General features: G+C 64.7%; 26 protein-coding genes and 1 pseudogene. 12 read left to right on the top strand and 15 right to left on the bottom strand.

Annotated features, from left to right (window positions below):
• Window positions 1-59 precede the first annotated feature (59 nt).
• Window positions 60-761 (bottom strand): TetR/AcrR family transcriptional regulator, encoded by a 702-nt coding sequence (locus tag MTX21_RS00745; protein WP_280970048.1) that lies wholly within the window; start codon window positions 759-761, stop codon window positions 60-62.
• Window positions 762-851: 90 nt separating this feature from the next.
• Here MTX21_RS00745 and MTX21_RS00740 point away from each other — a divergent pair, with 90 nt between their 5' ends.
• From MTX21_RS00740 to MTX21_RS00730, 3 genes are read left to right on the top strand one after another with little or no spacing between them, the layout of a single operon-like run.
• A complete protein-coding gene (locus MTX21_RS00740; protein ID WP_280970047.1) occupies window positions 852-1,187 on the top strand; it encodes a metalloregulator ArsR/SmtB family transcription factor in 336 nt (111 codons plus the stop codon).
• Window positions 1,184-1,657, top strand: a complete 474-nt coding sequence (locus MTX21_RS00735) for an SRPBCC domain-containing protein (RefSeq protein ID WP_280970046.1) — start codon at window positions 1,184-1,186, stop codon at window positions 1,655-1,657. Before MTX21_RS00740 ends, MTX21_RS00735 begins: the two co-directional genes overlap by 4 nt.
• 15 nt (window positions 1,658-1,672) lie before the next feature.
• Window positions 1,673-2,086, top strand: coding sequence for a GFA family protein (locus MTX21_RS00730; protein WP_280970045.1), 414 nt, complete (start codon window positions 1,673-1,675; stop codon window positions 2,084-2,086).
• 218 nt (window positions 2,087-2,304) lie between these two features.
• On the opposite strand, the gene MTX21_RS00725 is transcribed toward MTX21_RS00730, so the two are convergent.
• The 11 genes and pseudogenes from MTX21_RS00725 to MTX21_RS00675 all read right to left on the bottom strand — a co-directional run bounded on the left by MTX21_RS00725 (window position 2,305) and on the right by MTX21_RS00675 (window position 11,953).
• Complete coding sequence (locus tag MTX21_RS00725; RefSeq protein ID WP_280970044.1) at window positions 2,305-3,408, bottom strand: TIGR03118 family protein; 1,104 nt, start codon at window positions 3,406-3,408, stop codon at window positions 2,305-2,307.
• Window positions 3,409-4,108: 700 nt separating this feature from the next.
• Window positions 4,109-4,519: a DUF2000 family protein gene (locus MTX21_RS00720; protein ID WP_280970043.1), complete on the bottom strand. Its 411-nt coding sequence runs from the start codon at window positions 4,517-4,519 to the stop codon at window positions 4,109-4,111.
• A gap of 90 nt (window positions 4,520-4,609) precedes the next feature.
• Window positions 4,610-4,999 carry a DUF4189 domain-containing protein gene (locus MTX21_RS00715; protein ID WP_280970042.1) on the bottom strand — a complete coding sequence of 130 codons (390 nt, stop codon included), beginning with the start codon at window positions 4,997-4,999 and terminating at the stop codon, window positions 4,610-4,612.
• A gap of 222 nt (window positions 5,000-5,221) precedes the next feature.
• Window positions 5,222-6,826 carry a molybdopterin-binding/glycosyltransferase family 2 protein gene (locus MTX21_RS00710; RefSeq protein ID WP_280970041.1) on the bottom strand — a complete coding sequence of 535 codons (1,605 nt, stop codon included), beginning with the start codon at window positions 6,824-6,826 and terminating at the stop codon, window positions 5,222-5,224.
• The gene (locus tag MTX21_RS00705) at window positions 6,823-7,524 is read right to left on the bottom strand and encodes an XdhC family protein (protein WP_280970040.1); all 702 of its coding nucleotides are present in this window, start codon (window positions 7,522-7,524) and stop codon (window positions 6,823-6,825) included. Before MTX21_RS00705 ends, MTX21_RS00710 begins: the two co-directional genes overlap by 4 nt.
• Before the next feature lie 2 nt (window positions 7,525-7,526).
• Window positions 7,527-7,850: an XdhC family protein gene (locus MTX21_RS00700; RefSeq protein ID WP_008564652.1), complete on the bottom strand. Its 324-nt coding sequence runs from the start codon at window positions 7,848-7,850 to the stop codon at window positions 7,527-7,529.
• A 10-nt stretch (window positions 7,851-7,860) separates the two neighbouring features.
• On the bottom strand, window positions 7,861-9,063 hold the full coding sequence (locus MTX21_RS00695; RefSeq protein ID WP_280970039.1) for a VWA domain-containing protein: 1,203 nt from the start codon (window positions 9,061-9,063) through the stop codon (window positions 7,861-7,863).
• Between the two features lie 8 nt (window positions 9,064-9,071).
• Window positions 9,072-9,977, bottom strand: a pseudogene (locus tag MTX21_RS00690) (MoxR family ATPase); the annotation flags it as partial.
• Window positions 9,978-10,040: 63 nt separating this feature from the next.
• Window positions 10,041-10,847: a xanthine dehydrogenase family protein subunit M gene (locus MTX21_RS00685; protein WP_280970038.1), complete on the bottom strand. Its 807-nt coding sequence runs from the start codon at window positions 10,845-10,847 to the stop codon at window positions 10,041-10,043.
• A gap of 39 nt (window positions 10,848-10,886) precedes the next feature.
• Window positions 10,887-11,372 (bottom strand): (2Fe-2S)-binding protein, encoded by a 486-nt coding sequence (locus MTX21_RS00680; protein ID WP_280970037.1) that lies wholly within the window; start codon window positions 11,370-11,372, stop codon window positions 10,887-10,889.
• Window positions 11,373-11,506: 134 nt separating this feature from the next.
• The gene (locus tag MTX21_RS00675; protein WP_280970036.1) at window positions 11,507-11,953 is read right to left on the bottom strand and encodes a carbon monoxide dehydrogenase subunit G; all 447 of its coding nucleotides are present in this window, start codon (window positions 11,951-11,953) and stop codon (window positions 11,507-11,509) included.
• A 171-nt stretch (window positions 11,954-12,124) separates the two neighbouring features.
• On the opposite strand from MTX21_RS00675, the gene MTX21_RS00670 reads away from it, so the two are divergent.
• The 3 genes from MTX21_RS00670 to MTX21_RS00660 all read left to right on the top strand — a co-directional run bounded on the left by MTX21_RS00670 (window position 12,125) and on the right by MTX21_RS00660 (window position 14,777).
• Entirely contained in the window at window positions 12,125-13,480 is a 1,356-nt protein-coding gene (locus MTX21_RS00670) for a 3-carboxy-cis,cis-muconate cycloisomerase (protein ID WP_280970035.1), read from the top strand.
• Between the two features lie 15 nt (window positions 13,481-13,495).
• A complete protein-coding gene (pcaD, locus tag MTX21_RS00665) occupies window positions 13,496-14,278 on the top strand; it encodes a 3-oxoadipate enol-lactonase (RefSeq protein ID WP_280970034.1) in 783 nt (260 codons plus the stop codon).
• Window positions 14,279-14,384: 106 nt separating this feature from the next.
• Window positions 14,385-14,777, top strand: coding sequence for a carboxymuconolactone decarboxylase family protein (locus MTX21_RS00660; RefSeq protein WP_280970033.1), 393 nt, complete (start codon window positions 14,385-14,387; stop codon window positions 14,775-14,777).
• Here MTX21_RS00660 and MTX21_RS00655 read toward each other — a convergent pair.
• Window positions 14,739-15,260: a hypothetical protein gene (locus tag MTX21_RS00655; RefSeq protein WP_280970032.1), complete on the bottom strand. Its 522-nt coding sequence runs from the start codon at window positions 15,258-15,260 to the stop codon at window positions 14,739-14,741. The two genes, MTX21_RS00660 and MTX21_RS00655, sit on opposite strands and share 39 nt — an antisense overlap.
• Window positions 15,261-15,558: 298 nt before the next feature.
• Window positions 15,559-15,726, bottom strand: coding sequence for a hypothetical protein (locus MTX21_RS00650; protein ID WP_279376904.1), 168 nt, complete (start codon window positions 15,724-15,726; stop codon window positions 15,559-15,561).
• 269 nt (window positions 15,727-15,995) lie between these two features.
• Here MTX21_RS00650 and MTX21_RS00645 point away from each other — a divergent pair, with 269 nt between their 5' ends.
• The 5 genes from MTX21_RS00645 (at window position 15,996) to MTX21_RS00625 (ending at window position 21,084) form a co-directional block, all read left to right on the top strand.
• Window positions 15,996-16,913: a branched-chain amino acid ABC transporter permease LivH gene (locus MTX21_RS00645; protein WP_280970031.1), complete on the top strand. Its 918-nt coding sequence runs from the start codon at window positions 15,996-15,998 to the stop codon at window positions 16,911-16,913.
• 30 nt (window positions 16,914-16,943) lie between these two features.
• Window positions 16,944-18,245 carry a high-affinity branched-chain amino acid ABC transporter permease LivM gene (gene livM, locus MTX21_RS00640; RefSeq protein WP_280970936.1) on the top strand — a complete coding sequence of 434 codons (1,302 nt, stop codon included), beginning with the start codon at window positions 16,944-16,946 and terminating at the stop codon, window positions 18,243-18,245.
• Window positions 18,242-19,075 (top strand): ATP-binding cassette domain-containing protein, encoded by an 834-nt coding sequence (locus MTX21_RS00635; protein WP_280970030.1) that lies wholly within the window; start codon window positions 18,242-18,244, stop codon window positions 19,073-19,075. Before livM ends, MTX21_RS00635 begins: the two co-directional genes overlap by 4 nt.
• A complete protein-coding gene (locus tag MTX21_RS00630; protein WP_280970029.1) occupies window positions 19,072-19,806 on the top strand; it encodes an ABC transporter ATP-binding protein in 735 nt (244 codons plus the stop codon). Before MTX21_RS00635 ends, MTX21_RS00630 begins: the two co-directional genes overlap by 4 nt.
• A 159-nt stretch (window positions 19,807-19,965) precedes the next feature.
• Window positions 19,966-21,084, top strand: coding sequence for a branched-chain amino acid ABC transporter substrate-binding protein (locus MTX21_RS00625; protein WP_280970028.1), 1,119 nt, complete (start codon window positions 19,966-19,968; stop codon window positions 21,082-21,084).
• Between the two features lie 104 nt (window positions 21,085-21,188).
• Here the strand turns inward: MTX21_RS00625 and MTX21_RS00620 are convergent, their stop codons facing one another.
• Window positions 21,189-21,575: a response regulator gene (locus MTX21_RS00620; protein WP_280970027.1), complete on the bottom strand. Its 387-nt coding sequence runs from the start codon at window positions 21,573-21,575 to the stop codon at window positions 21,189-21,191.
• A gap of 240 nt (window positions 21,576-21,815) precedes the next feature.
• Between MTX21_RS00620 and MTX21_RS00615 the strand changes: the two genes are divergently transcribed.
• The gene (locus tag MTX21_RS00615) at window positions 21,816-24,626 is read left to right on the top strand and encodes a PAS domain S-box protein (protein WP_280970026.1); all 2,811 of its coding nucleotides are present in this window, start codon (window positions 21,816-21,818) and stop codon (window positions 24,624-24,626) included.
• Window positions 24,627-24,628: the final 2 nt, after the last annotated feature.

The raw sequence follows: 24,628 nt of genomic DNA, 5'->3' as shown, positions 1-24,628 counted from the left end.
AGACACGCGTTCCGCGCTCCTCAGGATGAGGATGAAGTGCGAAATAATTTGCGACGACGTCATGTCGTCCTCCGTTCACCAAAAATCAAATCAAGATGGACGCGCAGCATCTCCTGCGCATCGAGCGGCGCATGCCGCGCAAACAGGCTCTGCCAGATCACCGCGATCATCGCCGGTGCGACCAGGATCTGGGGGAAGCGTGCGAGGTTCTTCTGCTGGATCTCGCCGCGGGCGATGCCGAGCTCGATCAGCGCGCGCATGCCTGCGATCCCGCGCGAGACGACCTCGCGATAGTAGAAATCGGCCACCGCCGGGAAGCGCGGCCCCTCCGCCACGATCAGGCGCACGAGATCGCCGCGCCTGGTGTTCGCGACCTCCTTGAGGAAATTGCTGGCAAAGGACTCGACGAGATCGCGCACCGAGCCGGTCGGCGGCGGCAGCGTCGTGAGCTTCTCCACCACCGGTACGATCACGATGCGGACCAGCTCCTCGAACATCGATTCCTTGTCCTTGAAATGCAGGTAGATCGTGCCCTTGGCGACGCCCGCGCGCTTGGCGATGTCGTCGAGCCGTGTCGCCGCGAAGCCGCGCGCGATGAATTCCTCCAGCGCCGCCTCCACGATCGCCGCGCGCCGCTCAGCCGCCCGTGCGGCGCGGTTCGAGGCGCCTGCAACGGCGTCGCCACCTGCTTTGGATGCGCCGCCCTTTGCGATCGTGCGGACGTCTGGCGGGGCGGAAATGTGGATCGGGGTCTTTGCCATTTTTAGATTATGACTGACCGGTCAGTCATAGTCAATCGGACCAACACATTAGTCTTGACTAATGCATTAGCCTGGACTAATTGGTTGGCCATGAGCGAAGCCGCCCCAAACCTGGTTACGACCGTCATGCGCGCGCTGGCCGATCCGACCCGGCGCGCCGTGTTCGAGCGTGTCTTCGAGAGCAAAGAGATCAGCGTCGCCGAGCTGACGCGCGGCAGCGGTGTGACCCAAGGCGCGATTTCGCAGCACCTGAAATCCCTCCGGCAGGCCGGCCTCGTCGCCGAGCGTGCCGAGGGCCGCAATGTCTACTATCGCGCCGCCCCTCAAGGGCTCGAGCCGCTGGTCGAATGGATGGACCATTACGGCGTGTTCTGGCGCGAGCGCTTCCAAAACCTGCGTACCCTCTTGAAGGAGATCGATCCGTGAGTGCTGCCGAGTTGAAAGCCAAGCCCCAAGAAAACACACAGGACATCGTCATCGACGAGGTCCTCCCTCACTCCACCGAGACGATCTGGAAGGCGCTGACGACCGCCCAGTTGATCGGGCGCTGGCTGATGCCGCCGACCGGCTTCGAGGCAACCGAAGGCAACACTTTCACGTTCAAGACCAACCCGGCCGGCGCCTGGGATGGCGTGATCCATTGCCGCGTTCTCGAAGTCGTGCCGAACCGGCGCCTCGCCTACGCCTGGAAGGGCGGCGACGAAGGCAATACCGGCTACGGCTCGCCGCTCAATACCGTCGTCACCTGGTCCCTCACGCCGGTCGAAGCCGGTACGCGCGTGCGCCTCGTGCATTCGGGCTTCCTGACGCCCAGGAACGACACCGCCTACCGCAACATGAGCGATGGCTGGACCAAGGTCCTGCAGAGGCTCGACGCGGTCAGCGGCGAAGAGTGAGAGGGAGATATCGCGATGAAGAAGCCCTATACCGGCGGCTGCGCCTGCGGCGCGATCCGCTATTCGATCTCCGGTGAGCCTCTCTTCGCCAACCACTGCCAGTGCCGGGACTGCCAGCGTGAAAGTGGCAGCGGTCACGGCTCGTACGCGACCTTCGCGCGCGCCGGCGTCACGGTGACAGGTGAGGCCAAGCAATGGGACATGGTCGGTGACAGCGGCAATGTGAAGACGCGCGCCTTCTGCTCCGTGTGCGGCTTGCCGGTCTACATGACCTTCGCGGCGATGCCCGACATCTTCACCATCCGCGCCGCGAGCCTCGACGAGCCGTCTCGCTACAAGCCCCAGGTGGTCACTTACGCCGCGCGCGGACATGGCTGGGATCAGCTCGATCCCAGCCTGCCGAAGTTCGAGGGCATGCCGCCGGCGTGAGGCGCCGACATTAGGCGCCCCAGCATCGTGCCCAGAACTGGTCTTTCAAGCCTGAGGCGGCCCCGTCGAGCAGGCGTTTGAGCTCGACGGGTGATCGCGCGCGCGTTGTGGCCTGCCATTCGGTTCGCGGCCGACCACGCTTTTGCGGCGAGACATGAGCTGCCTCGGGGTGTGAGCTGCATCGTGCCAGCAGGGCCGGAAGGGCCCTGCTGCGTCGATCAGACCAACAACGCGTCTGAATGATGCGTCAGCGTCGATGCCCCAGCTAGCGGCATGCTCTGGATTGCGCCGAACAGACCATGCGTCTCGCCGTCGATGCCGTCGGTGAAGTAGAGGGTGTTCGGGCTGCCGTCGTTGCCGCTGCCCCCGAAAGTCAGGGCCCAGAGACCGCCCGGCGTGTTTCCCGAACCGACGGAGATCGGGATGGTGCCTTCGAAGTGGTGGGTCTGGGGATCGAAAGCGTTGATTTCGCTATGCAGGAAGCTGAAATTGCCCACCAGAAGGTCGCCGCTGAACTGGCCGAAATTGTCCGGAGCGATAGCGACGCCCCACGGAGCGGCGAGAGGAGTGTGAGGGCCGCCGAGCAGCACTCCATGCGGCTCGAGTTTGCCGCTCTCGCTGAAAATGGCCACCGCCCCGTCGCCTTCGTCGGCCACTATCTGCGCATCGCGCCCGGAAGGCGCGTAGGTCACATACACTTCGCCACCGATGTCCGTCGCATTGAAGGGGACGAGCCCCCGGGCCGCGATCTGGCCCGGGGTCTTGAACGCGTGATCGCCTAGGTCGACCGGGTCGAAGCTACTGTTGAAGACGTCGATGGTCCCGGCGCTGGTGTTGGCGGCGTAGAGCATCGTATGAGCCTCGTTGATTGCCAATCCGGTATAGACGGCGCCCGGCGTCGTCACTTCGACGGACGCGGTCGTCCCGAGGCCGGGGTTCCAGCCGGAGATCGTCCCGTTGAGATCGGCGAAGATGAAGCGGGCGCTCGCGTCGTCGTCCAGGATGAAAGACGAGGCGTTCGTATTGGAGACCTGTCCCGTGGGGCCCTGGGGTCCGGTCGCGGTGGTTGGGATGCTCACGGTGAGAACCGCGGGAGAGACATCGGTGCTGTCGGTCACCGGGTAGACGGTGGCCAAGTTGGTCTGCTGGTCCGAGATCCAGAAGGGGCTGCCGGGGAGAAACGAGACGCCCCAAGGGTTCACCAAATTCGGATCGGTTACCGTGGCGAGTCCGGGGATATCCGAGACCAGGTTCGTCTGAACATAGATAGCCGCATCGGCGGCGTCGGCGGACGTCGGGTCAGTGTGGAACGGCGCTTTCATGATTGTTCCTCCATGATGCAACGACTGACTGAGATGGTCGAGCAGATGTCTTTCATCCGAGAACATCGGAAACGATGCCGCCTGGCGGATTCATAGCGATGAAGTCGTCAGCTCCAGCAAAGGGCTTCGGTGCTTGACTGCAGAGGTAAAATGATGGGCGGCAATCACCGGCCAAATGCTCTATTCTGCCGTGGCCTGTTGAGGGGCCGGCACTCAACACTGCGCATGCTGACGGAAGCAAACAGGCAGGGCCCGATTGCGAGAGAGGCTGATGACACGCGTTTCATCGCTGCACTCCCTTTCCAGACGATTTTACTTCAAGACGATTTTGCGAGCAGTACCGTACTGGCCAATGCGAGCGCACGCATTGTCATGTCCAAGCGGTGAGGTCCTGATCGCTGCCAATAAAACCCCGGCAAGGTACAAACTATCCCGCGCTGTCCGATTTTTTTTGCGCCACTCTTTGCCGAGCGATCTTGTGTGCACCACTGTCGACGGCAGATAGACCGCATCTCATTTTGACGCCACGACAGCTTGACTTATCTGTCAGAAACTAACTCACGATTTATTTTGCGATTTTGTACTGGGCTTTTGTGTCGCTAACGGCCGCGCGAGCCCTTGATTGGAGTCAAGCAGCACATGTTTGCTGCAAGCCACGCGATAACAATCAAGTGACAACGCGCCGCGCGCGGTGCCGATTTCAGCTATGGAATTTCAAGCCGTCGACGATCTTGTCGATCACCTTGCGCTCGGCGCGCATGGCGATACCGACGAGATTGAGGTCGGCGCGGGCAACCGCCCTCACCGCCTCGCGGTTGGCGGCGTCATGCGTGGTCTTGAACATGTCCTCGGTGTAGACCGCCGGAGTGACGCCACGCGACAGCGCGCGATCGAGCGCACGCGATAGCGCAGGACCATCAGCGCCATAGATCAGGATCGGCTGACCGATCAGCGAGAGATACTTCGTTCCCGAGGCGTCTTCATAGGGCTCGCCGATGCATTCCGGAAACGCCGCCGCAATGCCGCTGGTGAGAAAGGATGCAACGTTGAGCTTCTGCCAGGCCTGCAGATCGGTCCGGATCACGACCGCGATCTTGGTGTCGAATTGCATCGGTTCCTTCCGCTGTCATTCCGGGTTCGATGCTCCGGGCCGCGCTTCGCGCGGTACCGTCGCATCGCCCCGGCATGACGGCAAGGGGAATCACCCCTTCGCGTCGCAGGCCCAGGCGCGGATCACGCATTCCTTGCCGCCATACTTGTAGCATTCGCGCGTGGCGGCATTCAGCGAGGCCGAGATCTTCGGCTTGACGGCGTAGCCATAGGCACCGCAGGGATTGCTGAGATCGATCGACATCGCAGCGCAGGCGCGCTTCATCGTCACCGTCGTGCACTCGCCCTTGCACTGCCTCTGCGCCGCCGCACGCGCCTCGTGCTCGCCGGCATAGTCATAAGCCTGGCCGTAGGCGCCGCACTTGCCGACCGCGAACGCACCGGCGGCGTGGGCTTCGGTGATGTAACGGGCGCCAGTGACAACAACCGAAAAGACAAAGCAAAACATCGCGCAACGGCGCGCGACGACATTCGAAGCCATGGAAAAACCCCTCCCCCCAGGCAGGTGGCGGCGACTGTAAGCGGCGGTCGTTTCCAGATGGTGAACGAGTGGTTGAAAACGGGAGTCGAAAGGCGCGGATGAATTCGTAGGGTGGGTTAGCGCAGTGTAACCCACCACTTCTCTTTCCGCTGTGAGATGGTGGGTTACGCTTAGTGGACTGCGCTTCGCGCAGCCGCAGGGCTAACTCACCCTACGGCACCGTTATCCGCGTCTTGCCGCCTCAAGCGCCTGCGGCGTGTCGATGTCGAGGAAGGCGCTCTCGCCGTCGACCGGCACTTCGGCGACAGCCTCGGCGTGCTTTGCGATGAGATGGCGCGCGCCGACGTCGCCGTCGAGCGTCATCAGCTCGCTGAAGAAGCGGCGCGACCACAGCACGGGATTGCCGCGACGGCCTTCGCTCACGGGAACGACGATGAGATTGCCGCGGTCCGGCGCAAAGCCGTCGATAAGGCGATCGATCAGGCCGGAATCGATCAGCGGCATGTCGCCGAGGCAGACCAGGACGCCGTCGCAAGCCTCTGGCACGGCCGCGATGCCGGCCTTGACCGAACTTGCGATGCCGCCGGCGAAATCCGGATTGCGGACGAACTTCACCTTCAGGCCTTGCAGGGCCTGCTCGACCAGCTCGGCCTGATGGCCGGTGACGACGATCACCTCCGATGCCTTCGACGCCAGCGCCTGCTCGGTCGCGAGGCGTACCAGCTTCTTGCCGTCGAGTTCGGCAAGCAACTTGTTCGGTCCGCCCATCCGGGTCGAGCGTCCCGCCGCGAGCACGATAGCCGCGACCTGTCTGTTGCCCTCAGTCTCGGGCTTGGCGCGCGGCTGCGGCCGCGTAACGATCTCCATCAACAGGCCGCCGACGCCCATGCCCATCAGCTCGGCACGCGTCACCTTGATGCCGGCCAAGAGCCGCATCAGCACCCAGTCGAACCCGTTCTCGACCGGCGAGCGCGCGCAGCCCGGCGCACCCAGCACCGGCACGCCGCCGGCGCGCGCAATCAACAGGAGGTTGCCGGGATCGACCGGCATGCCGAAATGCTCGATCTCGCCGCCTATTCCCGTAACAGCCGCCGGGATCACGTCGCGACGGTCAGCGATCGCGGAGGCCCCGAACACGATCACGAGCTCGGCACCTAACCCGAGCAGCTCATTGATCGCGGCCGACAGTTCCCGCTGCTCGTGCGGGACGCGCCGCTCTGCAATGATGCTGGCACCAGCCGGCGCGAGCCGCTCGGCGGTGACGCGCAGCGTCTTGTCGACCACCTTGGAGGACAAGCCCGGCAGCAGCGTCGAGACCACGCCGACGCGCTTGATCACGTAGGGTGCGACCGTCATCACGTCCTTGCCCGCGGCCTTCACCGCGGCATCGCGCAAGCTTTCCTCGACACCGAAAGGAATGATCTTGACGGTGCCGACCATCTCGCCTTCGACCACCGGCTTGAAGGCGGAGAGCGTGGCAAAGGTGATGGCCTCGTCGATGTTGTTGATGCGGTCGACCGCGGCGCGGTCAATCACCAGCACGCCCGGGCGCGCCGCGAACAAATTGGCGCGGCCGGTGAACGCGCGCTCGACATGGATGCCATCGCCGCCGACGGCGAGCGCGATGCTGGCGGCCGCGACGTCCTCGGAGACGTCGCCCTCCTCCATGCGCACCACCACGATGTCCTTGATGCCGGCGCGCTCCAGCGTCTCGACCTCGCCAGGGCCGATCGTCGTGCCCTTCTTCAGCACCAGCGATCCCTGGCGCAGGGTATGGACGGTCACCCCGCCGATCGCATCCTTGGGGCTCGCCGGGCCGAATTTCATGCCGCTTCTTCTTTTTCTTTTGGAGGCAGCCGAAGCACCGCCGTGATCTCGGCCATGATCGCGACCGCAATCTCGGACGGCGAGACCGCGCCGATCGCAAGGCCAATCGGCGCGTGGATGCGCGCGATGTCGCTCTCCTTCGCGCCCTGCGCCCGCAGCCGGTCGCCGCGCTTGGCGTGCGTCTTCCGCGAGCCGAGCGCGCCGATATAGAAGCAACCGCGCTCGAAGGCGTGCAGCAGCGCGGGATCGTCGATCTTCGGATCGTGCGTCACCGCGACAAAGGCCGTGTAGGCATCGACATTGAGCGGCGGCAGCGCCGTGTCGGGCCACTCGGCGACCAGCGGAACGTCGGGGAAGCGCTCGGGGCTCGCAAACGCCGTGCGCGGATCGACCACGGTGACGTCATAGCCGAGCGAGCGCGCCAATGGCGCGAGCGCCTGGCTGATATGGACCGCACCGACGATGACGAGCTTTGCGGTCGGCGCGTAGACGTTGAGGAACAGCTTCTTGCCCCCGGCCTCGACGTTGGCGCTCTTGCCCATCCGAAGCTGCTTCTCAAGCTCGGCGCGTAAGGAATCCCTGGCAAAGTCCTTGGCCTTCACCAGCCGCTGCTCGCCGCTCTCGGTGTCAGTCACCAGGATCACCGGCCGCCGCGCGGCGCGCTCGGAATTGAGTTCGTGCAGGATCTCGAGCTTCACGGCTAGCCGACCTTCTCGACGAAGACGCGGATGGTGCCGCCGCAGGACAGGCCGACATTCCAGGCGGTCTCGTCGGCGACGCCGAACTCCAGCATCTTGGGCTTGCCGCTCTCGATCACGTCCATCGCCTCGGTGACCACGGCGCCCTCGACGCAGCCGCCGGAGACCGAGCCCAGGAACGTGCCTTCGTCGTTGATGACGAGGCTCGAGCCCGCAGGCCGCGGCGCCGAGCCCCAGGTCTCCACCACGGTGGCGAGCGCAACACCACGACCGGCCTTCTGCCAGTCCTCCGCCGCCTTCAGGATATCCTCGTCGCGATCGAGCATAGGCCACCTCTCAAGCTGCGGAGCGGATCAGGCTGCGGTGATGCGGCGGCAGCGGCTGGGAGAGCGTTTTGATCAGCTCCTGGATCGAACTCAAATTATGCACGGGGCGGAATTCGTCAACGTGCGGGAGCATCATTTTGATGCCCTGCGCCTTGGCCTCGAAGCCGCCAAACCGCAGCAGCGGGTTCAGCCAGATCAGCCGCCGGCAGGATCGGTGCAGCCGGTCCATCTCGAAGGCGAGCTTGGAATCGGCCTCCCGCTCCAGCCCGTCGGAGATCAGCAGCACGATGGCGCCCTGGCTCAGCACGCGCCGCGCCCACAATTTGTTGAAGTTGTGCAGCGAGGTCGCAATGCGCGTGCCGCCGGCCCAGTCCTCGACCGCGGCCGAGCAGCTCGCCAGCGCCTCGTCGGGATCGCGCTGGCGCAGCGCACGGGTGACGTTGGTGAGGCGGGTGCCGAACAGGAATACCGAGACGCGCTTGCGCGCATCCGTGATGGCGTGGAGGAAATGCAGGAACAGGCGGGTGTACTCGCTCATCGAGCCCGAGATGTCGAGTAGCGCCACGATCGGCGCCGGCTTCTCGATCCGGCCGAGATGATGGAGGTCGATGATGTCGCCGCCGGTGCGTAAAGACGCGCGCAGCGTGCGGCGCAGGTCGAGCCGCAAGCCGCGTGGATCGGGCCGTTGCCGGCGGGTCAAAAGCTCGGCCTGCGGCAGCCGCATCTTCTCGATCGCGCGCAGTGCCTCCGTGATCTCCGCTGCGCTCATCTGCGCAAAATCCTTCTTCTGGAGGATTTCCTTGTCGGAGACCGACAGGCGCAGATCCTGCTCCTGGTGCTGCGGCGTCTCGGTCATGTGCGGCTGCGACAGCGCCTCCTGGACCCGGCGCGAGGCCGGCGGCGGCTTCTTCTTGGCGTGATCGGGCAGCGGCACAGAATCCAGCATGTGCTTCCACTCTTCCGAGGCGCGGAAGAACAGGTTGAAGGCCTGCTTGAAGATCAGCGCATGCTCATGGCGCTTGACGAAGATCGCCTCCAGCGTGGTGAAGACATCGGCGCGACTGCCGATCTCGATCACCTGCAGCGCGTTCATGGCATCGATGACCGCGCCCGGCCCCACCGGCAGGCCCGCCGCGCGCAGCGCGCGCGCAAAGCCGACGATGTTGTCGGCGAACTGCTCGGTCTTGTCAGGCGCAAGGTGGTTGATGGCCATGGTCCAACACTCTCGCTCGTCGCGTCCTTCAACACCTTCTGCAGGGTGTCGCCCTGCATCCGCACGATGTCGTCCTGGTACTTGAGCAGCGCACCCAGCGTGTCACCGACCACTTGCGGGGTCAGCGAGCGGGCATCGAGCTCGGACAGCGCAGTGGCCCAGTCGATGGTCTCGGCAACACCCGGCGACTTGTAGAAGTCCTGGTTGCGCAGTGCCTGCACGAAGCGCACGACCTGCTGCGACAGTTTTGCGGAAATGCCGGGCACGCGAGTCTTGACGATCGCGAGCTCACGCTCGGCCGCGGGATAGTCGACCCAGTGATAGAGACACCGCCGCTTCAGCGCATCGTGAATCTCGCGCGTGCGGTTGGAGGTGATGATGACGATCGGCGGATGCGGCGCCTTCACGGTGCCGAATTCCGGAATGGTCACCTGGAAGTCGCTGAGGATTTCGAGCAGGTAGGCCTCGAATGCCTCATCGGCACGGTCGAGCTCGTCGATCAGCAGCACCGGGGGACCTGCGACATCCGGCTCCAGCGCCTGGAGCAGCGGCCGCTTGATCAAATAGCGGTCGGCGAAGATGTCGCTGGAGAGTTGCTCGCGATCGGTATCGCCGGCGGCTTCCGCCATCCGGATGGCGATCATCTGCGCGGCGCTGTTCCACTCGTAGACCGCCGAGGAGATGTCGAGGCCCTCGTAGCACTGCAGGCGGATCAGCTTCCGGCCCAGCGCCACCGAGAGCACTTTCGCGATCTCGGTCTTGCCGACGCCGGCCTCGCCCTCGAGAAACAGCGGCCGGCCCAGGCGCAGCGCGAGATAGGTCACTGTGGCGAGCGACCGCTCCGCGAGGTAACCGCGCGAAGTCAGAAGTTCGAGCATCGCATCGACCGATGCCGGCAGGGCCGCTGAAGTCATGAAAGAGCCAGTCTCGCTACGCCCTCACCGGAGGACAAGTTGGAGCCGAGGAGTGAGGAAGCCTCACTCCTTGGCATTGGCCGCGTCGACGGCCCGCCGCGTCAGCACGCCGATCAGGTGCGCGCGGTATTCGGCGCTGCCGTGGATGTCGCTGTTCAGACCCTCTGCCGGCACGTTGATGCCGTCCAGCACCTTCGAGGAGAAGCGCTTCTTCAACGCTTCCTCGAACGCGGTGACGCGGAACACGCCTTCGGAGCCTGCGCCGGTGACCGCGACGCGCACGTCGGACGGACGGCGCGCGACGAACACGCCCACCAACGCGTAGCGCGAAGCCTGGTTGCGGAATTTGACGTAGGCCGCCTTCTTCGGCAGCGGGAACATCACCTTGGTGATGATCTCGTCGGCCTCCAATGCGGTCGAGAACAGTCCCTGGAAATACTCTTCGGCCTTGAGGCGGCGCTTGTTGGTGACGATGGTTGCGCCGAGCGCGAGGACTGCGGCCGGATAGTCCGCCGTCGGGTCATTGTTGGCGAGCGAGCCGCCGATCGTGCCCTTGTGACGCACGGCCGGATCGCCGATGCCGCCGGCAAGGTTCGCAAGCGCCGGGATCGCCTCGCCGACAATGGCCGAGCTCGCGACGTCGGCATGCTTGGCTGTGGCGCCGATCACCAGCGAGCGGCCCTTCATCTCGATCGTGTCGAGCCCCTCGATATGGGAGAGGTCGACCAGATGCGGCGGGCTCGCGAGCCGCTGCTTCATGACGGGAATCAAGGTGTGGCCGCCGGCGATCACCTTGGCGTCTTCGTTCTTCACCAGGAGATTGGCTGCCTGCCGCACGGTCCCGGGACGGTGATATTTGAATTCGTACATGAGGGCTTCCTGATCGCGGACTGCGCGGGAGAATCGGAGTTAGGCGAGATCGGATTTCGCCATCGCCTTGGCGCCGGCGGCGATCGAGGCGACGATGTTCTGATAGCCGGTGCAGCGGCAGAGATTGCCTTCCAGCTCCTCGCGGATGGTGTGGTCGTCGAGCTCGTGGCCCTTGCGGTGGACGATGTCGATCGCGGTCATGATCATGCCCGGCGTGCAGAAGCCGCACTGCAGGCCATGGTGCTCGCGGAAGGCCTCCTGCATCGGATGCAGCGGCGCACCATCGGCGGCCAGCCCCTCGATGGTCTTGACCTCGTGGCCGTCGGCCATCACGGCGAGCGTGGTGCAGGACTTCACGGCCTTGCCGTCGAGGTGCACGACGCAGGCGCCGCACTGCGAGGTGTCGCAGCCGACATGGGTCCCGGTGAGATGCAGATTCTCGCGCAGAAACTGCACCAGCAGGGTGCGGGGATCGATGTTGGCCGTGACAGGATTGCCGTTCACGATGAGGGAGATTTTTGCCATAAGACTCTCTATCAGCGCCCCGACGGGTCCCGTCGAAGCGGTTCTTATAATTATTCCAGCCCATCATATGGGCCATTCCACCATCGGGCAACATCGCCCAAAGCGCAGGCGGCCATGACGAAGGCGACGGGCCGTTAGCCCTGTACCGCCTTGGCAAAGTTCGCGAAAAATTCGTCGGCGAGCTTCTTGGCGGCGCCGTTGATCAGGCGCTGGCCGAGCTGCGCCAACTTGCCGCCGATCTGCGCCTCGACGTCATAGGACAGAAGCGTGCCGCCGTCCTTGTCCGACAGCTTCACGGCCGCGCCGCCCTTGGCGAAGCCGGCCACACCGCCCTCGCCTTCGCCGGAGATCTTGTAGCCGTTCGGCGGGTCGAGATCGCTCAGCATCACCTTGCCCCTGAAGCGCGCCGATACCGGGCCGACCTTCATCTTGGCCACCGCGCGAAAACCGCCGTCGTCGGTCTTCTCCATCTCCTCGCAGCCGGGGATGCAGACCTTCAGCACCTCGGGGTCATTGAGCTTGGCCCACACGGCCTCGCGCGACGCCGCAAGCTGGACTTCGCCGTTCATTGTCATGGCCATGGGGCGCCTCCCGGATCGGATTACTGCTCGTGCTGCTCAAGTAACGCACGGACGCCGCAAAGGAAAGGGCGGCGCCCGGTCACGTGCAATGCATATTCGCAACCGCAAAATGCTTGCGCCAGCGGATTTGGATTGGCAGAGCCGGGCCATGATGGTTAGGTCCCGCGCAACATGAGCACATCCCTCTCTCCCCTGCTCGCGCCGATGCTGTCGAGCGCCGCCATGCGGGCCGTCTGCGATGATCGGTCCACCCTGCAGAACATGCTCGATTTCGAGGCCGCCCTGGCGCGGGCCGAAGCTGCCATCGGTGTGATTCCCGCGGCCGCGGTCGCTTCGATCGAAGCCGCCTGCAAGGCTGGCTCGTTCGATCTCGCGGCCCTGGCCGAAGGCGCCACCAGGTCGGGCAACCTGGCGATTCCACTAGTCAAGGCGCTGACCGCCAATGTCGCCAAGACGGACAGCGAGGCTGCGCGCTACGTGCATTGGGGCGCGACCAGCCAGGACGTCATCGACACCGCGACCATGCTCACGCTTCGTGCCGGCAGCGACGCGCTGGACGCCGACCTCAGCCGCGCGATCAAGGGCTTTGCCGCGTTGGCGCGCAGCCATCGCAACACCGCCATGGTGGCACGGACCTGGCTCCAGCACGCGCTGCCGATGCCGTTCGGGCTGAAGGCCGCCGAATACGCCGCAAGCCTCGCCCGCGCGCGCTGCCGTCTGCGGCGGCTTCGCCGCGAGGGCCTCGCGCTGCAATTTGGCGGCGCCGCAGGCACGCTCGCAGCGCTCGGCGACAAAGGCCTCGCGGTTGCCGAACGGCTCGCACAGGAGCTGAATCTCGCTTTGCCCGAAGCGCCCTGGCACACCCATCGCGACCGGATCGCGGAGGCTGCTTCAAGCTTGGCGATTCTCGCCGGAAGCTGCGGCAAGATCGCCCGCGACGTCTCGCTGATGATGCAGACCGATGTCGCCGAAGCGTTCGAGCCCGCCGGCGAAGGACGGGGCGGCTCCTCCACCATGCCGCACAAGCGCAACCCGGTCGCGGCCGCAAGCGCCCTTGGCGCCGCGACCATGGCGCCGCAGCTCGCCGCGACGATCCTTGCCGCCCAGGTGCAGGATCACGAACGCAGCGCCGGCCCGTGGCACGCGGAATGGCCGACGCTGCCGCAACTGATGCTGGTTACCTCAGGCGCGCTCGCCGCCATCGTCGACATCGCCGAGGGCCTCGACGTCGACGCAAGCCGCATGCGCAGCAATCTCGATGCGACACACGGCCTGATCATGGCGGAAGCGGTGTCGATGGCGCTGGCCGAGAAGGTCGGCAAGAGCAACGCGCATCATCTCGTCGAGGCCGCGAGCAAGCGCGCGGTCGCCGAGAAGAAGCATCTGCGCGAGGTGCTGTCAGCCGATTCGCAGGTCACCGCGCATCTGCCGCCGGAAAAAATTGCGGCATTGTTCGAGCCGATGGCCTATCAAGGAGCGTCGCAGGCCCTGATCGACCGCCTGCTCGACAGCCTCGACCGCGAATAGAACGGAGATGCCGCCATGCCCATGATCGATGCCGACGGTTGCCTGCTCAACGTCTCCGTCGAAGGCCGCGACGGCGGGCCGACCCTGATGCTCTCCAATTCGCTCGGCTGCACGCTGCAGATGTGGGAGCCGCAGATGAAGGCCCTGACGCAGGTGTTCCGCGTCATCCGCTACGACCGCCGCGGCCACGGCAAGTCAGGCGTAGCCCCGGGCCCCTATTCGATGGAGCGCTTTGGCCGCGACGTGATCGCGATCCTCGACGATCTCAACATCGAGAAGGTGCATTGGTGCGGCTTGTCGATGGGCGGCATGGTCGGCCAGTGGTTGGGTGCCAACGCGCCGGAGCGGGTCGGCAAGATCGTCCTTGCCAACACCTCCTGCTACTATGCCGAGCCGACCAAATGGCTGGAGCGCATCCAGGCGGTGAAGCAAGGCGGCATCGCAGCGGTCGCCGATGCCGTGCTCGCCGGCTGGCTGACGGCCGATTTCCGCGAGCGCGAACCGCAGATCACCGCGAACATGAAGTCGATGCTGCTCGCCTCCCCGGTCGAGGGCTATCTCGCCTGCTGCGAGGCGCTGTCGACGCTCGACCAGCGCGAGCTCTTGCCGAAGATCAAGAGCCCGACGCTGGTGATCGCCGGCCGCCACGACATGGCGACGCCGATCTCGGCGGGCGAGCTGATCCGCAGCAAGATTCCCGGCGCGAGCATGACGATCATAGACGCCGCCCACATTTCCAACGTCGAGCAGCCGCACGCCTTCACCGACGCGGTGGTGGGATTCTTGACGCAACGCTGATCTCACAACGCGTCGAGGAGCGTAGCGACGAAGCAATCCAGACTGTTTCCGCGGACACATTTCTGGATTGCTTCGCTGCGCTCGCAATGACGGAGAGGAGGATAGGATGGACGACCAGAAGCGCCGCGATGCCGGACTGAATGTGCGCCGCAAGGTGCTGGGCAATGCCTGGGTCGACAAGTCGATCGCCAACCGCAACGCGTTCAACACCGACTTCCAGGACCTGATCACCCGTTATGCCTGGGGCGAGATCTGGACCCGGCCGCATTTCGACGAACGCACGAGACGGGTGCTGGTGATCGGCACCATGGTCGCGCTCGGGCAATGGGACGAATTCCGCCTGCACGTGCGCGCTGCGCTTGCCGAGGGCGGCTTCACGCCCGACGACATCAAGGAGATCCTGTTGCAGCAGGCGATCTATTGCGGCGTTCCGGCGGCGAACCACGCCGTGAAGGAAGCCTCAGCGATTGTGCAGGAGCTCGGCCTGCTCAAGACCTAGCAGTGCGGCGGCCTCATTGGCCTGCGGCGCCTCCGGCCGTTCGATCACCATCACGATCGCAGCACCGAGCAGCAGCAGCAGCTCGGTGGCATGCAGCCGAAGTGCGGCCATCTCGCCCACCTTAGATGCCATCACCATGCTGGTGAACGAGATCAGGCTGCCGATCGCAAGCGCGATGCCGAGCGCCTCGTCGCTACCGCCGGTCTTGCGGGCGCGGGGAATGCACAGAAGGGCGAGGTAGATCGCAAAGAACGCCACCACGGTCGCCCGGCCGAGTGCCAAGAGCCAGGCGGCACGCACCGTGCTCAGCCCCGCCAACTGGAGATGGTCGCTGAGGAACAGCGCGACCGCGACGCTCGGCCGCTCGTAGAGGCCGTGCACCGGCGCCACCATGATGTTGAAGGCAACGAGCGACCAGGCCGGGATGAAATAGGCCGCCAGCAGCGCGCCGTTGACTGAGCCGATCCGCCAATTCCTGAACATGCCGCTTCCCGCTTCGTTTGCCGCGGCCCGCGACGGACGGCGGCGATCTTTCCGGGAGCTAACTCGCATCAGACTGAGGCGGCAATTTAAACCCTTTGTTTACCTTAACTGTTCCCCGCTCCCGTCATTCCCGGGCACCGCGCGATCGGCGAGCCCGGAATCCATTCATCCACAGCGCCTGCGGCCCGATGGATTCCGGGTTCGCGCCACGCGCGCCCCCGGAATGACGGCAGCCACAAAAAAGGCCCCGCCCTTCGACGGGACCACCCTATTCTTACTCATCCTTGGGCTATCAGTCTTACCTGTTGTCCTGCTGACCGCCCTGCTGGCCGGGCTTCTCGCCCTGGCGCATCGGATCCTGCTGCTGCTGTCCGGGTTTCTGACCGCCGCCCTGCTGTTGCTGAGGGGTGCGCTGGCCGGGGTTCTGACTCTGCTGGCCCGGATTCTGGTTCTGCTGCTTCGTCATTCGGGGGAACTCCCTTGTTGGACGTCAGAGGCGAAATAACGGCCGCCCCGCATTTTGGTTGCCCGCGGAACCGGGTTCCTCCCTGCATCTGGGAACCAGCGGCGAAAAATGACCTCTGTACAAGCCTTTCTGCTGAGGCCTGGCCTGTTGCGGCGGCCAGTTCCGTCCTGTTAAGAAAAACCAAACGAACGAACGCTCAAGGGCTGCCGGGGCCCAAGAACTCTCTAAAGAGCTCCCTTTGAGCCGCGACAGGTTTGGTACGGCAGCCTATGGATTACTTCGCCCAGCAGCTCATCAACGGCCTCGTGCTCGGCTCGATCTATGGCCTGATCGCGATCGGCTACACGATGGTCTACGGCATCGTCGGCATGATCAATTTCGCCCATGGCGATATCTTCATGATCGGCGGCTTCATCGCCCTGATCACCTTTCTGATCCTGATCTCGATCGGCGTGACGGCGGTGCCGGTGATCCTGCTCGTGGTGCTTCTGGTGTCGATGGCGATCACCGCGCTCTATGGTTGGACCATCGAGCGCATCGCCTACCGGCCGCTGCGCCACTCCTTCCGCCTCGCCCCGATGCTGTCGGCGATCGGCATGTCGTTCGTGCTGACCAACTACTCGCAAGTTGCGCAAGGCGCCCGTGTCAAGCCGATCCCGCCCTTCATCACCGGCGGCTACACGCTGCATGAGAGCCCCGAGGGCTTCGTGATCCAGCTCTCGAACATCCAGATCATGGTGGTCATCATCACCATCGTGCTGCTGGCGATCTTCACCTGGCTGGTCTCGCGCACCCGGCTCGGGCGCGACATGCGCGCCTGCGAGCAGGACCAGACCATGGCGGCCCTGCTCGGCGTCAACGTCGACCGCACCATCTCAATGACCTTCGTGATCGGGGCGGCGCTCGCCGCTGTCGCCGGCCTGATGTACCTGCTCTATTATGGTCTGGTGGATTTCTTCATGGGCTTCGTCGCCGGCATCAAGGCGTTCACCGCGGCCGTGCTCGGCGGCATCGGCTCGCTGCCGGGCGCGATGCTGGGCGGACTCGCAATCGGCCTGATCGAGACGTTCTGGTCGGCCTATTTCTCCGTGGAGTACAAGGACGTCGCCGCATTCTCGATCCTGATCGTGGTCCTGATCTTCATGCCGACTGGCCTGCTCGGTCGTCCCGAAGTCGAAAAAGTCTGACGGACCGGCCGCGTGACAACCTCCCCCACCATGCCGGCCAAACCCAGAGCGGGCATCCTCTCCATCCTGAAAACCGCCGTCATCAACGCAACTGTCGCGGTGGTGCTGTTTTCGCTGATGGTCGGCATCCGCACCGAGGCCGGCTCCGACGGCCAGCTCACCTACTGGACGCGCTTCGGCGAGCTCGCCTCCCTCGTCGCCGTCGTGTTCGGCGGCTCGATCGTGATCGAACTGTTGCGGCAATGGATCGGTCCGAGCGGCGCCGAACGGCTCGTGCCGCCTGCGGTGCAAAGCGGAATAACATTCCTCGGCCGCTTTCTCGCGCCGGCGCTTCTGATCTTCGCCCTGCTGATGCCCGTGATCTTCTATGACCAGCGTTACATCCTCGACCTCGGGATACTCGTCCTCACCTATGTGATGCTGGGTTGGGGCCTCAACGTCGTGGTCGGGCTCGCCGGCCTGCTCGACCTCGGCTACGTCGCCTTCTACGCGGTGGGCGCCTATTCCTACGGGCTGCTCGCCACCAATTTCGGCTGGTCGTTCTGGGTCTGCCTGCCGCTTGCCGGCATGCTCGCGGCCCTCTGGGGCGTGATGCTCGGCTTCCCGGTGCTGCGGCTGCGCGGCGACTATCTCGCGATCGTGACGCTCGCCTTCGGCGAGATCATTCGCCTCGTCATCATCAACTGGCAAGACCTGACCGGCGGACCGAACGGCGTCTCCGGCATTCCGCGGCCTACGCTGTTCGGCATCCCGCTCGACAGCAGCGACGACGGGCTCGCCGCCAAGCTCGGCATCGAGTATTCGCCAACGCACCGCATCGTCTTCCTGTTCTACGTGATCCTAGCCCTCGCCCTCCTCACCAACTGGGTGACGATCCGCCTGCGCCGCCTGCCGATCGGCCGCGCCTGGGAAGCGCTGCGCGAGGACGAGGTCGCCTGCCGCGCGCTCGGCATCAACACCACGACCACGAAGCTGACGGCGTTCGCGACGGGCGCGATGTTCGGCGGCTTTGCCGGCGCGTTCTTCGCCACGCGCCAGGGCTTCATCAGCCCGGAGTCCTTCACCTTCCAGGAATCGGCACTGGTACTCGCCATCGTCGTGCTCGGCGGCATGGGCTCTCAGCTCGGCGTCGCGCTCGCCGCGCTCACCATGATCGGCGGCTTCGAGCTGTTCCGCGGGCTCGAAACCTACCGCATGCTGGTGTTCGGCATGGCGATGGTGCTGATCATGATCTGGCGGCCGCGCGGCCTGATCGGCCACCGCGCGCCGACGGTATACCTGACCAAGGCGCAGGCGATCTCCTCTGACCTCGTCAAGGAAGGTCACGGATGAGCGGCGAGACGATCCTGGAAGTCGACCGGCTCACGATGCGCTTCGGCGGCATCGTCGCCGTGCACGACCTGTCCCTCTCGGCCGAGCGGCGCAAGATCACGGCGCTGATCGGGCCGAACGGCGCCGGCAAGACCACCGTGTTCAACTGCATCACCGGCTTCTACAGACCCACCGGCGGCACCATCCGTCTCACCCACGACGACGGCAGAGAGATCGCGCTGGAGCGGCTGAACGACTTCCGCATCGCCAAGCGGGCCAAGGTCGCGCGCACGTTCCAGAACATCCGCCTGTTTCCCGGCATGACGGCGCTGGAAAACCTGATGGTGGCGCAGCACAACACGCTGATGCGCGCCTCCGGATTCACCTTCCTCGGCCTTATCGGCGTGCCCACTTACCGCAGCGCAGAAGCGAGCGCCATCGAGCTCGCCACCGAATGGCTGCGACGGGTCAACCTGCTCGACCGCGCCGACGATGCGGCCGGCAACCTCGCCTATGGCGACCAGCGCCGGCTCGAGATCGCGCGTGCGATGTGCACCGAGCCCGCGCTGCTGTGCCTGGACGAGCCTGCCGCCGGCCTCAATGCGCGCGAGAGCGCCGCCCTGAGCGAGCTGCTGCTGTCGATCCGCAACGAGCAAGGCACCTCGATCCTCCTGATCGAGCACGACATGTCGGTGGTGATGGAGATCTCCGACCACATCGTGGTGATGGACCACGGCGTGAAGATTGCGGAAGGCTCGCCCCGCGAGATCCGCGACGATCCCAAGGTGATCGCCGCCTATCTCGGCGCCGATGAGGAAGAGGCCATCGCCGTGATGGAGAGCGGGTCGTGACCGCGCCCCTGCTCGCGATCCGCGGCCTGCGCGCCGCCTACGGCAAGATCGAGGCGCTGAAGGGCGTCGACATCGAGATCAATGCCGGCGAGATCGTCGCGCTGATCGGCGCCAACGGCGCCGGCAAGTCGACGCTGATGATGACGATCTTCGGCAAGCCGCGCGCCCGCGCCGGCCAGATCCTGTACGAGGGCCGCGACATCACCGATGTCCCGACCCACGAGATCGCGCATTTGCGCATCGCGCAATCGCCCGAGGGCCGGCGCATCTTCCCGCGCATGAGCGTCGCGGAAAACCTCCAGATGGGAGCGGATGCCACCGGATGCACGGACGCGGAACGGGACGCTACGCTCGAGCGCGTCTTCACGCTGTTTCCGCGGCTAAAGGAACGCTACGCCCAGCGCGGCGGCACGCTGTCCGGCGGCGAGCAGCAGATGCTGGCGATCGGCCGCGCCCTGATGAGCCGCCCGCGCCTGCTCCTGCTCGACGAGCCGTCGCTCGGGCTCGCGCCGCTGATCGCGCGCCAGATCTTCGACGCGATCCGCGTCCTGAACCGGCAGGACGGCCTGACGGTGCTGATCGTCGAGCAGAACGCCAACCATGCGCTCAAGCTCGCCCATCGCGGCTATGTCATGGTCAATGGCCTGATCACGCTGGCCGGAACCGGGGCCGAGTTGCTGCAGCGCTCGGAGATTCGCGCCGCCTATCTGGAGGGCGGCCGTCACGGCTGACGGCGCCGGGACCGACCGAGTACGGCCGAATCTGGCGAGATACCCCGCCGCTGCCCGTATTTTGCCGGTGACTTCTCCCGAAAATCATTCGAGAATGGCGCCGGTTTGAGCCGGGCTTGCCCGGCAACGTCCACAGGCGATCACCCCGCGAGGTATCTCATGAAATCACTGAAGCTCATCGGTCTGGCATTCGGCGCATCGATCGCGCTGTCGAGCGCGGCGTTCGCGCAGGATGTCACAATTGCAGTCGCTGGCCCGATGACCGGCGGCGAGTCCGCCTTCGGCCGTCAGATGAAGAACGGCGCGGAGATGGCCGTGGCCGACATCAACGCCGCCGGCGGCGTCAACGGCAAGAAGCTCGCGCTCGACGTCGAGGACGACGCCTGCGATCCGAAGCAGGCGCGCTCAGTCGCCGAGAAGATCTCCAGCGCAAAGATGCCGTTCGTGGCCGGGCACTATTGCTCCTCGTCGTCGATCCCGGCCTCGGAAGCCTATGCCGATGGTAACGTACTGCAGATCACGCCCGCCTCGACCAACCCGCTGTTCACCGAGCGCAAGCTCTGGAACGTGGCGCGCGTCTGCGGCCGCGACGATCAGCAGGGCCTGATCGCAGCGCAGTACATCGCCAAGAACTTCAAGGGCAAGAACATCGCGATCCTCAACGACAAGACCACCTACGGCAAGGGTCTTGCCGATGAGACCAAGAAGGCGCTCAACAAGGCCGGCATCACCGAGAAGATGTACGAGTCCTACAACAAGGGCGACAAGGACTTTAACGCGATCGTCTCGCGCCTGAAGCGCGACAACATCGATCTCGTCTATGTCGGCGGCTACCACCAGGAGAGCGGCCTGATTCTGCGCCAGATGCGCGATCAGGGCCTCAAGACGGTGCTGATGGCCGGCGACGCGCTCGCCGACAAGGAGTACGCCTCCATCACCGGCCCGGCCGGCGAAGGTACGCTGTTCACCTTCGGTCCCGATCCGCGCAACAAGCCGACCGCGAAGAAGATCGTCGAGGCCTTCAAAGCCAAGGGCATCGATCCCGAGGGCTACACCCTCTACACTTACGCCGCGATGCAGGTCTGGTCGCAGGCGGCCAAGAAGGCGGGCAGCACCGACGCCAAGAAGGTCATGGCGGCGATGAAAGCCGGCAAGTGGGACACGGTGATCGGGCCGATCGAGTACGACGCCAAGGGCGACATCAAGCAGATCGACTATGTCGTCTACAAGTGGGATGCCAAGGGCGGCTACGCCGAAATCGTCGGCGGCGGCACCTGAAGCACACAGCGTGCGGAGGGCTCTGCCGGCCTTAGCCGGTGCCCTCACGCCATCCAATCGAGACAGCGCCCCGGCTTGCCGGGGCGTTTCTTTTTGCGGTGCGGTCAGACCGCCGCACGCACCTCGCCAAGCACGGCCGCCCGCGCGGTCTGCAGCGCCTGCAGCAGGTCGTTCGGCCGAAACGGCTTTTGCAGGCAGACCACGTTGGCGAGGTGGGGCGACTGCTCCATGAAATCGAGCGCGGTCATCCCGGATACCGCGACGATCGGCAGCGCCGGTACGCACTCGCGGAGGGTCGCAATGACGTCGACGCCGCTGGTATCGCCGAGGAAAATGTCCACGATCGCTGCGTCGAAGGAGTTTTCCTCGAAGGCTTTCAGCCCGGCGGCGCCGCTACCGGCCTCCACCACCTCGTAACGATTGACCCGCAGCAGGATCGCGACCATCGCGCGGACATCCTTCTGGTCGTCGATGATGAGAATTCGGGTCATGGGAACACCCCGGATCCTGAAATCAAAATCGGATGATTCAAAGCTGGAACCCGCCGCAGCGGATGGGCATTATGGCACCGTCCAGTAAAGCGCATCTTACCCTGACCCTATTCCGTGTTCTCACGAGAATTAAGCAAGCTGTAACCTTCGGTTGAGCCGCGGCCGCATCGGTTCGGAATGCGCGCCCGGAACCCGCTACCATGGAGGTCAAGGCTGCCGGCTCGAATGGATTTTGCGGGAATGAGCAAAACCGGTCTGCAAGAGGTGACCGTGCCTTCGATCGATCGAAGCACATTTCTTTCGACCGTGCCGGCCACATCGAAGGATCACACCGCAGCATTGGTGATCGTCGGTGTTTCCTCGATCCTGTTCGCGCTGGCCGTACCCTTTGCCGGTATGCCGCTTGAACGCGTGCCGGCCTTCATCGCGAGCTATCAATCCGCTCTCGCCGTCTGTGACGTCATCACGGCAGTCCTCTTGTTCTCGCAATTCGCCGCGTTGCGGACCCGTGCATTGCTGTGGCTTTCGAGCGGCTATCTGTTCACAGCGGCAGCCGCTGTAGTCCACGCGCTGAGTTTTCCCGGCCTTTTCGCGCCGAGTGGACTATTTGGCTCCGGCCCGCAGACAACCGCTTGGCTCTATATGATCTGGCACGGCGGCTTTCCGCTGTTCGTGCTGGCCTATGTCTGGTGGAAAGGGGTGAACGGAGGGGTCGAAATCTCGGGCCCGACGCGAAACGCGATCATCGGCAGCGTGCTCGGTGTCGGCGCCGCGGTGGCGGCCGTCACCTGGATCGTCACCGCACGCCACGATCTGCTTCCGGCACTATTGAAGGAAGGCGGCGGCTTCACGACGGCGCAGGTAGGCGTGATCTCGTTCGTGTGGTCTTTGAGCTTTGCCGCCCTGATTGGCCTCTGGTTCAGGCGGCCGCATGCGGTGATCGACGTCTGGCTTATGGCGGTGATGTGCGCCTGGCTGTTCGATATCGCGCTGTCGGGGATCTTCAACAGTGCCCGTTTCGATCTCGGCTTCTACGCCGGTCGTCTCTACGGCCTCTGCGCTGCAATCTTCGTGCTCGCGGCGCTGCTGATCGAGAATGTCCGTCTCCAGGCGCATACGGTCGACCTCGTCGGCAGGCTGCGCGAGCAGTCGGCCTCGGATCGCGACTTCTATGGCAAGCGTCTCGCGCTGTACGGCGCCGTCGTCGAGTCCTCCAATGACGCCATCATCACGACTTCCCTCGACGGCATCATCACCGGCTGGAACAGGGCCGCCGAGCGCCTATTCGGCCATTACGCCACCGAGGCTATCGGCAAGCCGATCGATCTCATCGTGCCCAAGGACCGCAAGCCGGAAGTCCGTAACATTCTCAACCGCATCAGCAGCAACGAATCGATCGCTCAGCACGAGACGGTGCGGCTGCGAAAGGACGGCCGTCAGCTCGACGTCGTGCTCAACATTTCGCCGCTGAGGGCGGCGGGCGGGGAGATCATCGGCATCTCCAAGATCGCGCATGACATCACCGAGGAGATGCAGTCCAGGGAGAAGCTGCGCCGGGAGGTCGAGGAACGCCAGCGCATCTTCGAGACGTCGCAGGACCTGATCCTAGTCACCGACGGCTACGGCAATTTCGTCCAGGTCAGCCCGAGCGTGACCACCATCCTCGGCCTCAAACCGGAGGACATGATCGGGCACAGCGCGACCGAGTTCATCCATCCCGACGATCTCGAGAGTACGCGCAACGAGATGCGCGCGGCGCGACGTGGCCAGATCAAGCGCAGCTTCGAGGCGCGCTACTACCACTACGATGGTCACGAGGTTACGCTGAACTGGATGGGCACCTGGTCGGAGCCTGTGAAGCGCCATTTCTTCATCGGGCGCGACCTGACCGAGAAACAGGCTGCCGAGGCCCAGTTCAGGCAGGTCCAGAAGATGGATGCCATCGGCCAGTTGACCGGCGGCGTCGCCCACGACTTCAACAACGTGTTGACCGTCATCACCGGCACGATCGGCATCCTGGCGGATGCCGTCGCCGATCGTCCCGAGCTTGCCGCCATCACCAAGCTGATCGACGATGCCGCCGAGCGCGGCGCGCAGCTCACCAAGCATCTGCTCGCCTTCGCCCGCAAGCAGCCGCTTCAGCCGCGCGAAATCGACGTCAACAGGCTGATGCTCGAAGCCGCCAAGCTGCTGCATCCGACCCTTGGCGAGCAGATCACCATCACCCCGCAACTCACCGAAGATGCCTGGCCGGCGCTGATCGATCCGAACCAGCTCACCACCGCGATCCTCAATCTCGCCTTGAATGCGCGCGACGCCATGCCCGACGGCGGCACGCTCGTACTGGAGACCCGTAACGTCTTTCTCGACGACGGCTATGCCAGCATGAACGCCGACGTCGCACCCGGCAACTACGTGATGATCGCGGTCAGCGATACCGGCAGCGGAATTGCGCCCGACTTGATCGATCGGGTATTCGATCCCTTCTTCACCACCAAGGAGGTCGGCAAGGGAACGGGCCTCGGGCTCAGTATGGTGTTCGGCTTCGTCAAACAATCCGGCGGCCACATCAAGATCTACAGCGAGGAAGGCCACGGCACGAGCGTGAAGATCTACCTGCCGCGTTCGACCGGCGTGCAGGAGACCGAGTACGAGGCGCTGCAGAATGTGCCGATCACCGGCGGCGACGAGAAGATCCTGATCGTCGAGGACGACGCCCTGGTGCGGCAGTATGTCGTGACCCAGATCAAGAGCCTCGGTTATGCCGCGCTCGAAGCCGCCAACGCGGCCGAGGCGCTCGCCGTCATCGATGCTGATACCGGCATCGACCTGCTCTTCACCGACGTCATCATGCCGGGCGCGATGAACGGCCGTCAGCTTGCCGACGAGGCGGCACGCCGGCGTCCGGACCTGAAGACGCTGTTCACCTCGGGCTACACCGAGAACGCCATCGTCCATCACGGCCGCCTCGATTCCGGCGTGCTGCTCCTGGCAAAGCCCTACCGCAAGTCCGAGCTCGCCAGGATGATCAGGACGGCGCTCGCCAGTTGAGC

It is taken from the genome of Bradyrhizobium sp. ISRA430, from assembly GCF_029909975.1.
Taxonomy (GTDB): Bacteria; Pseudomonadota; Alphaproteobacteria; order Rhizobiales; family Xanthobacteraceae; genus Bradyrhizobium.
Note: the sequence above shows the minus strand (reverse complement) of the source record. Positions and strands in the feature narration are given on the sequence as shown.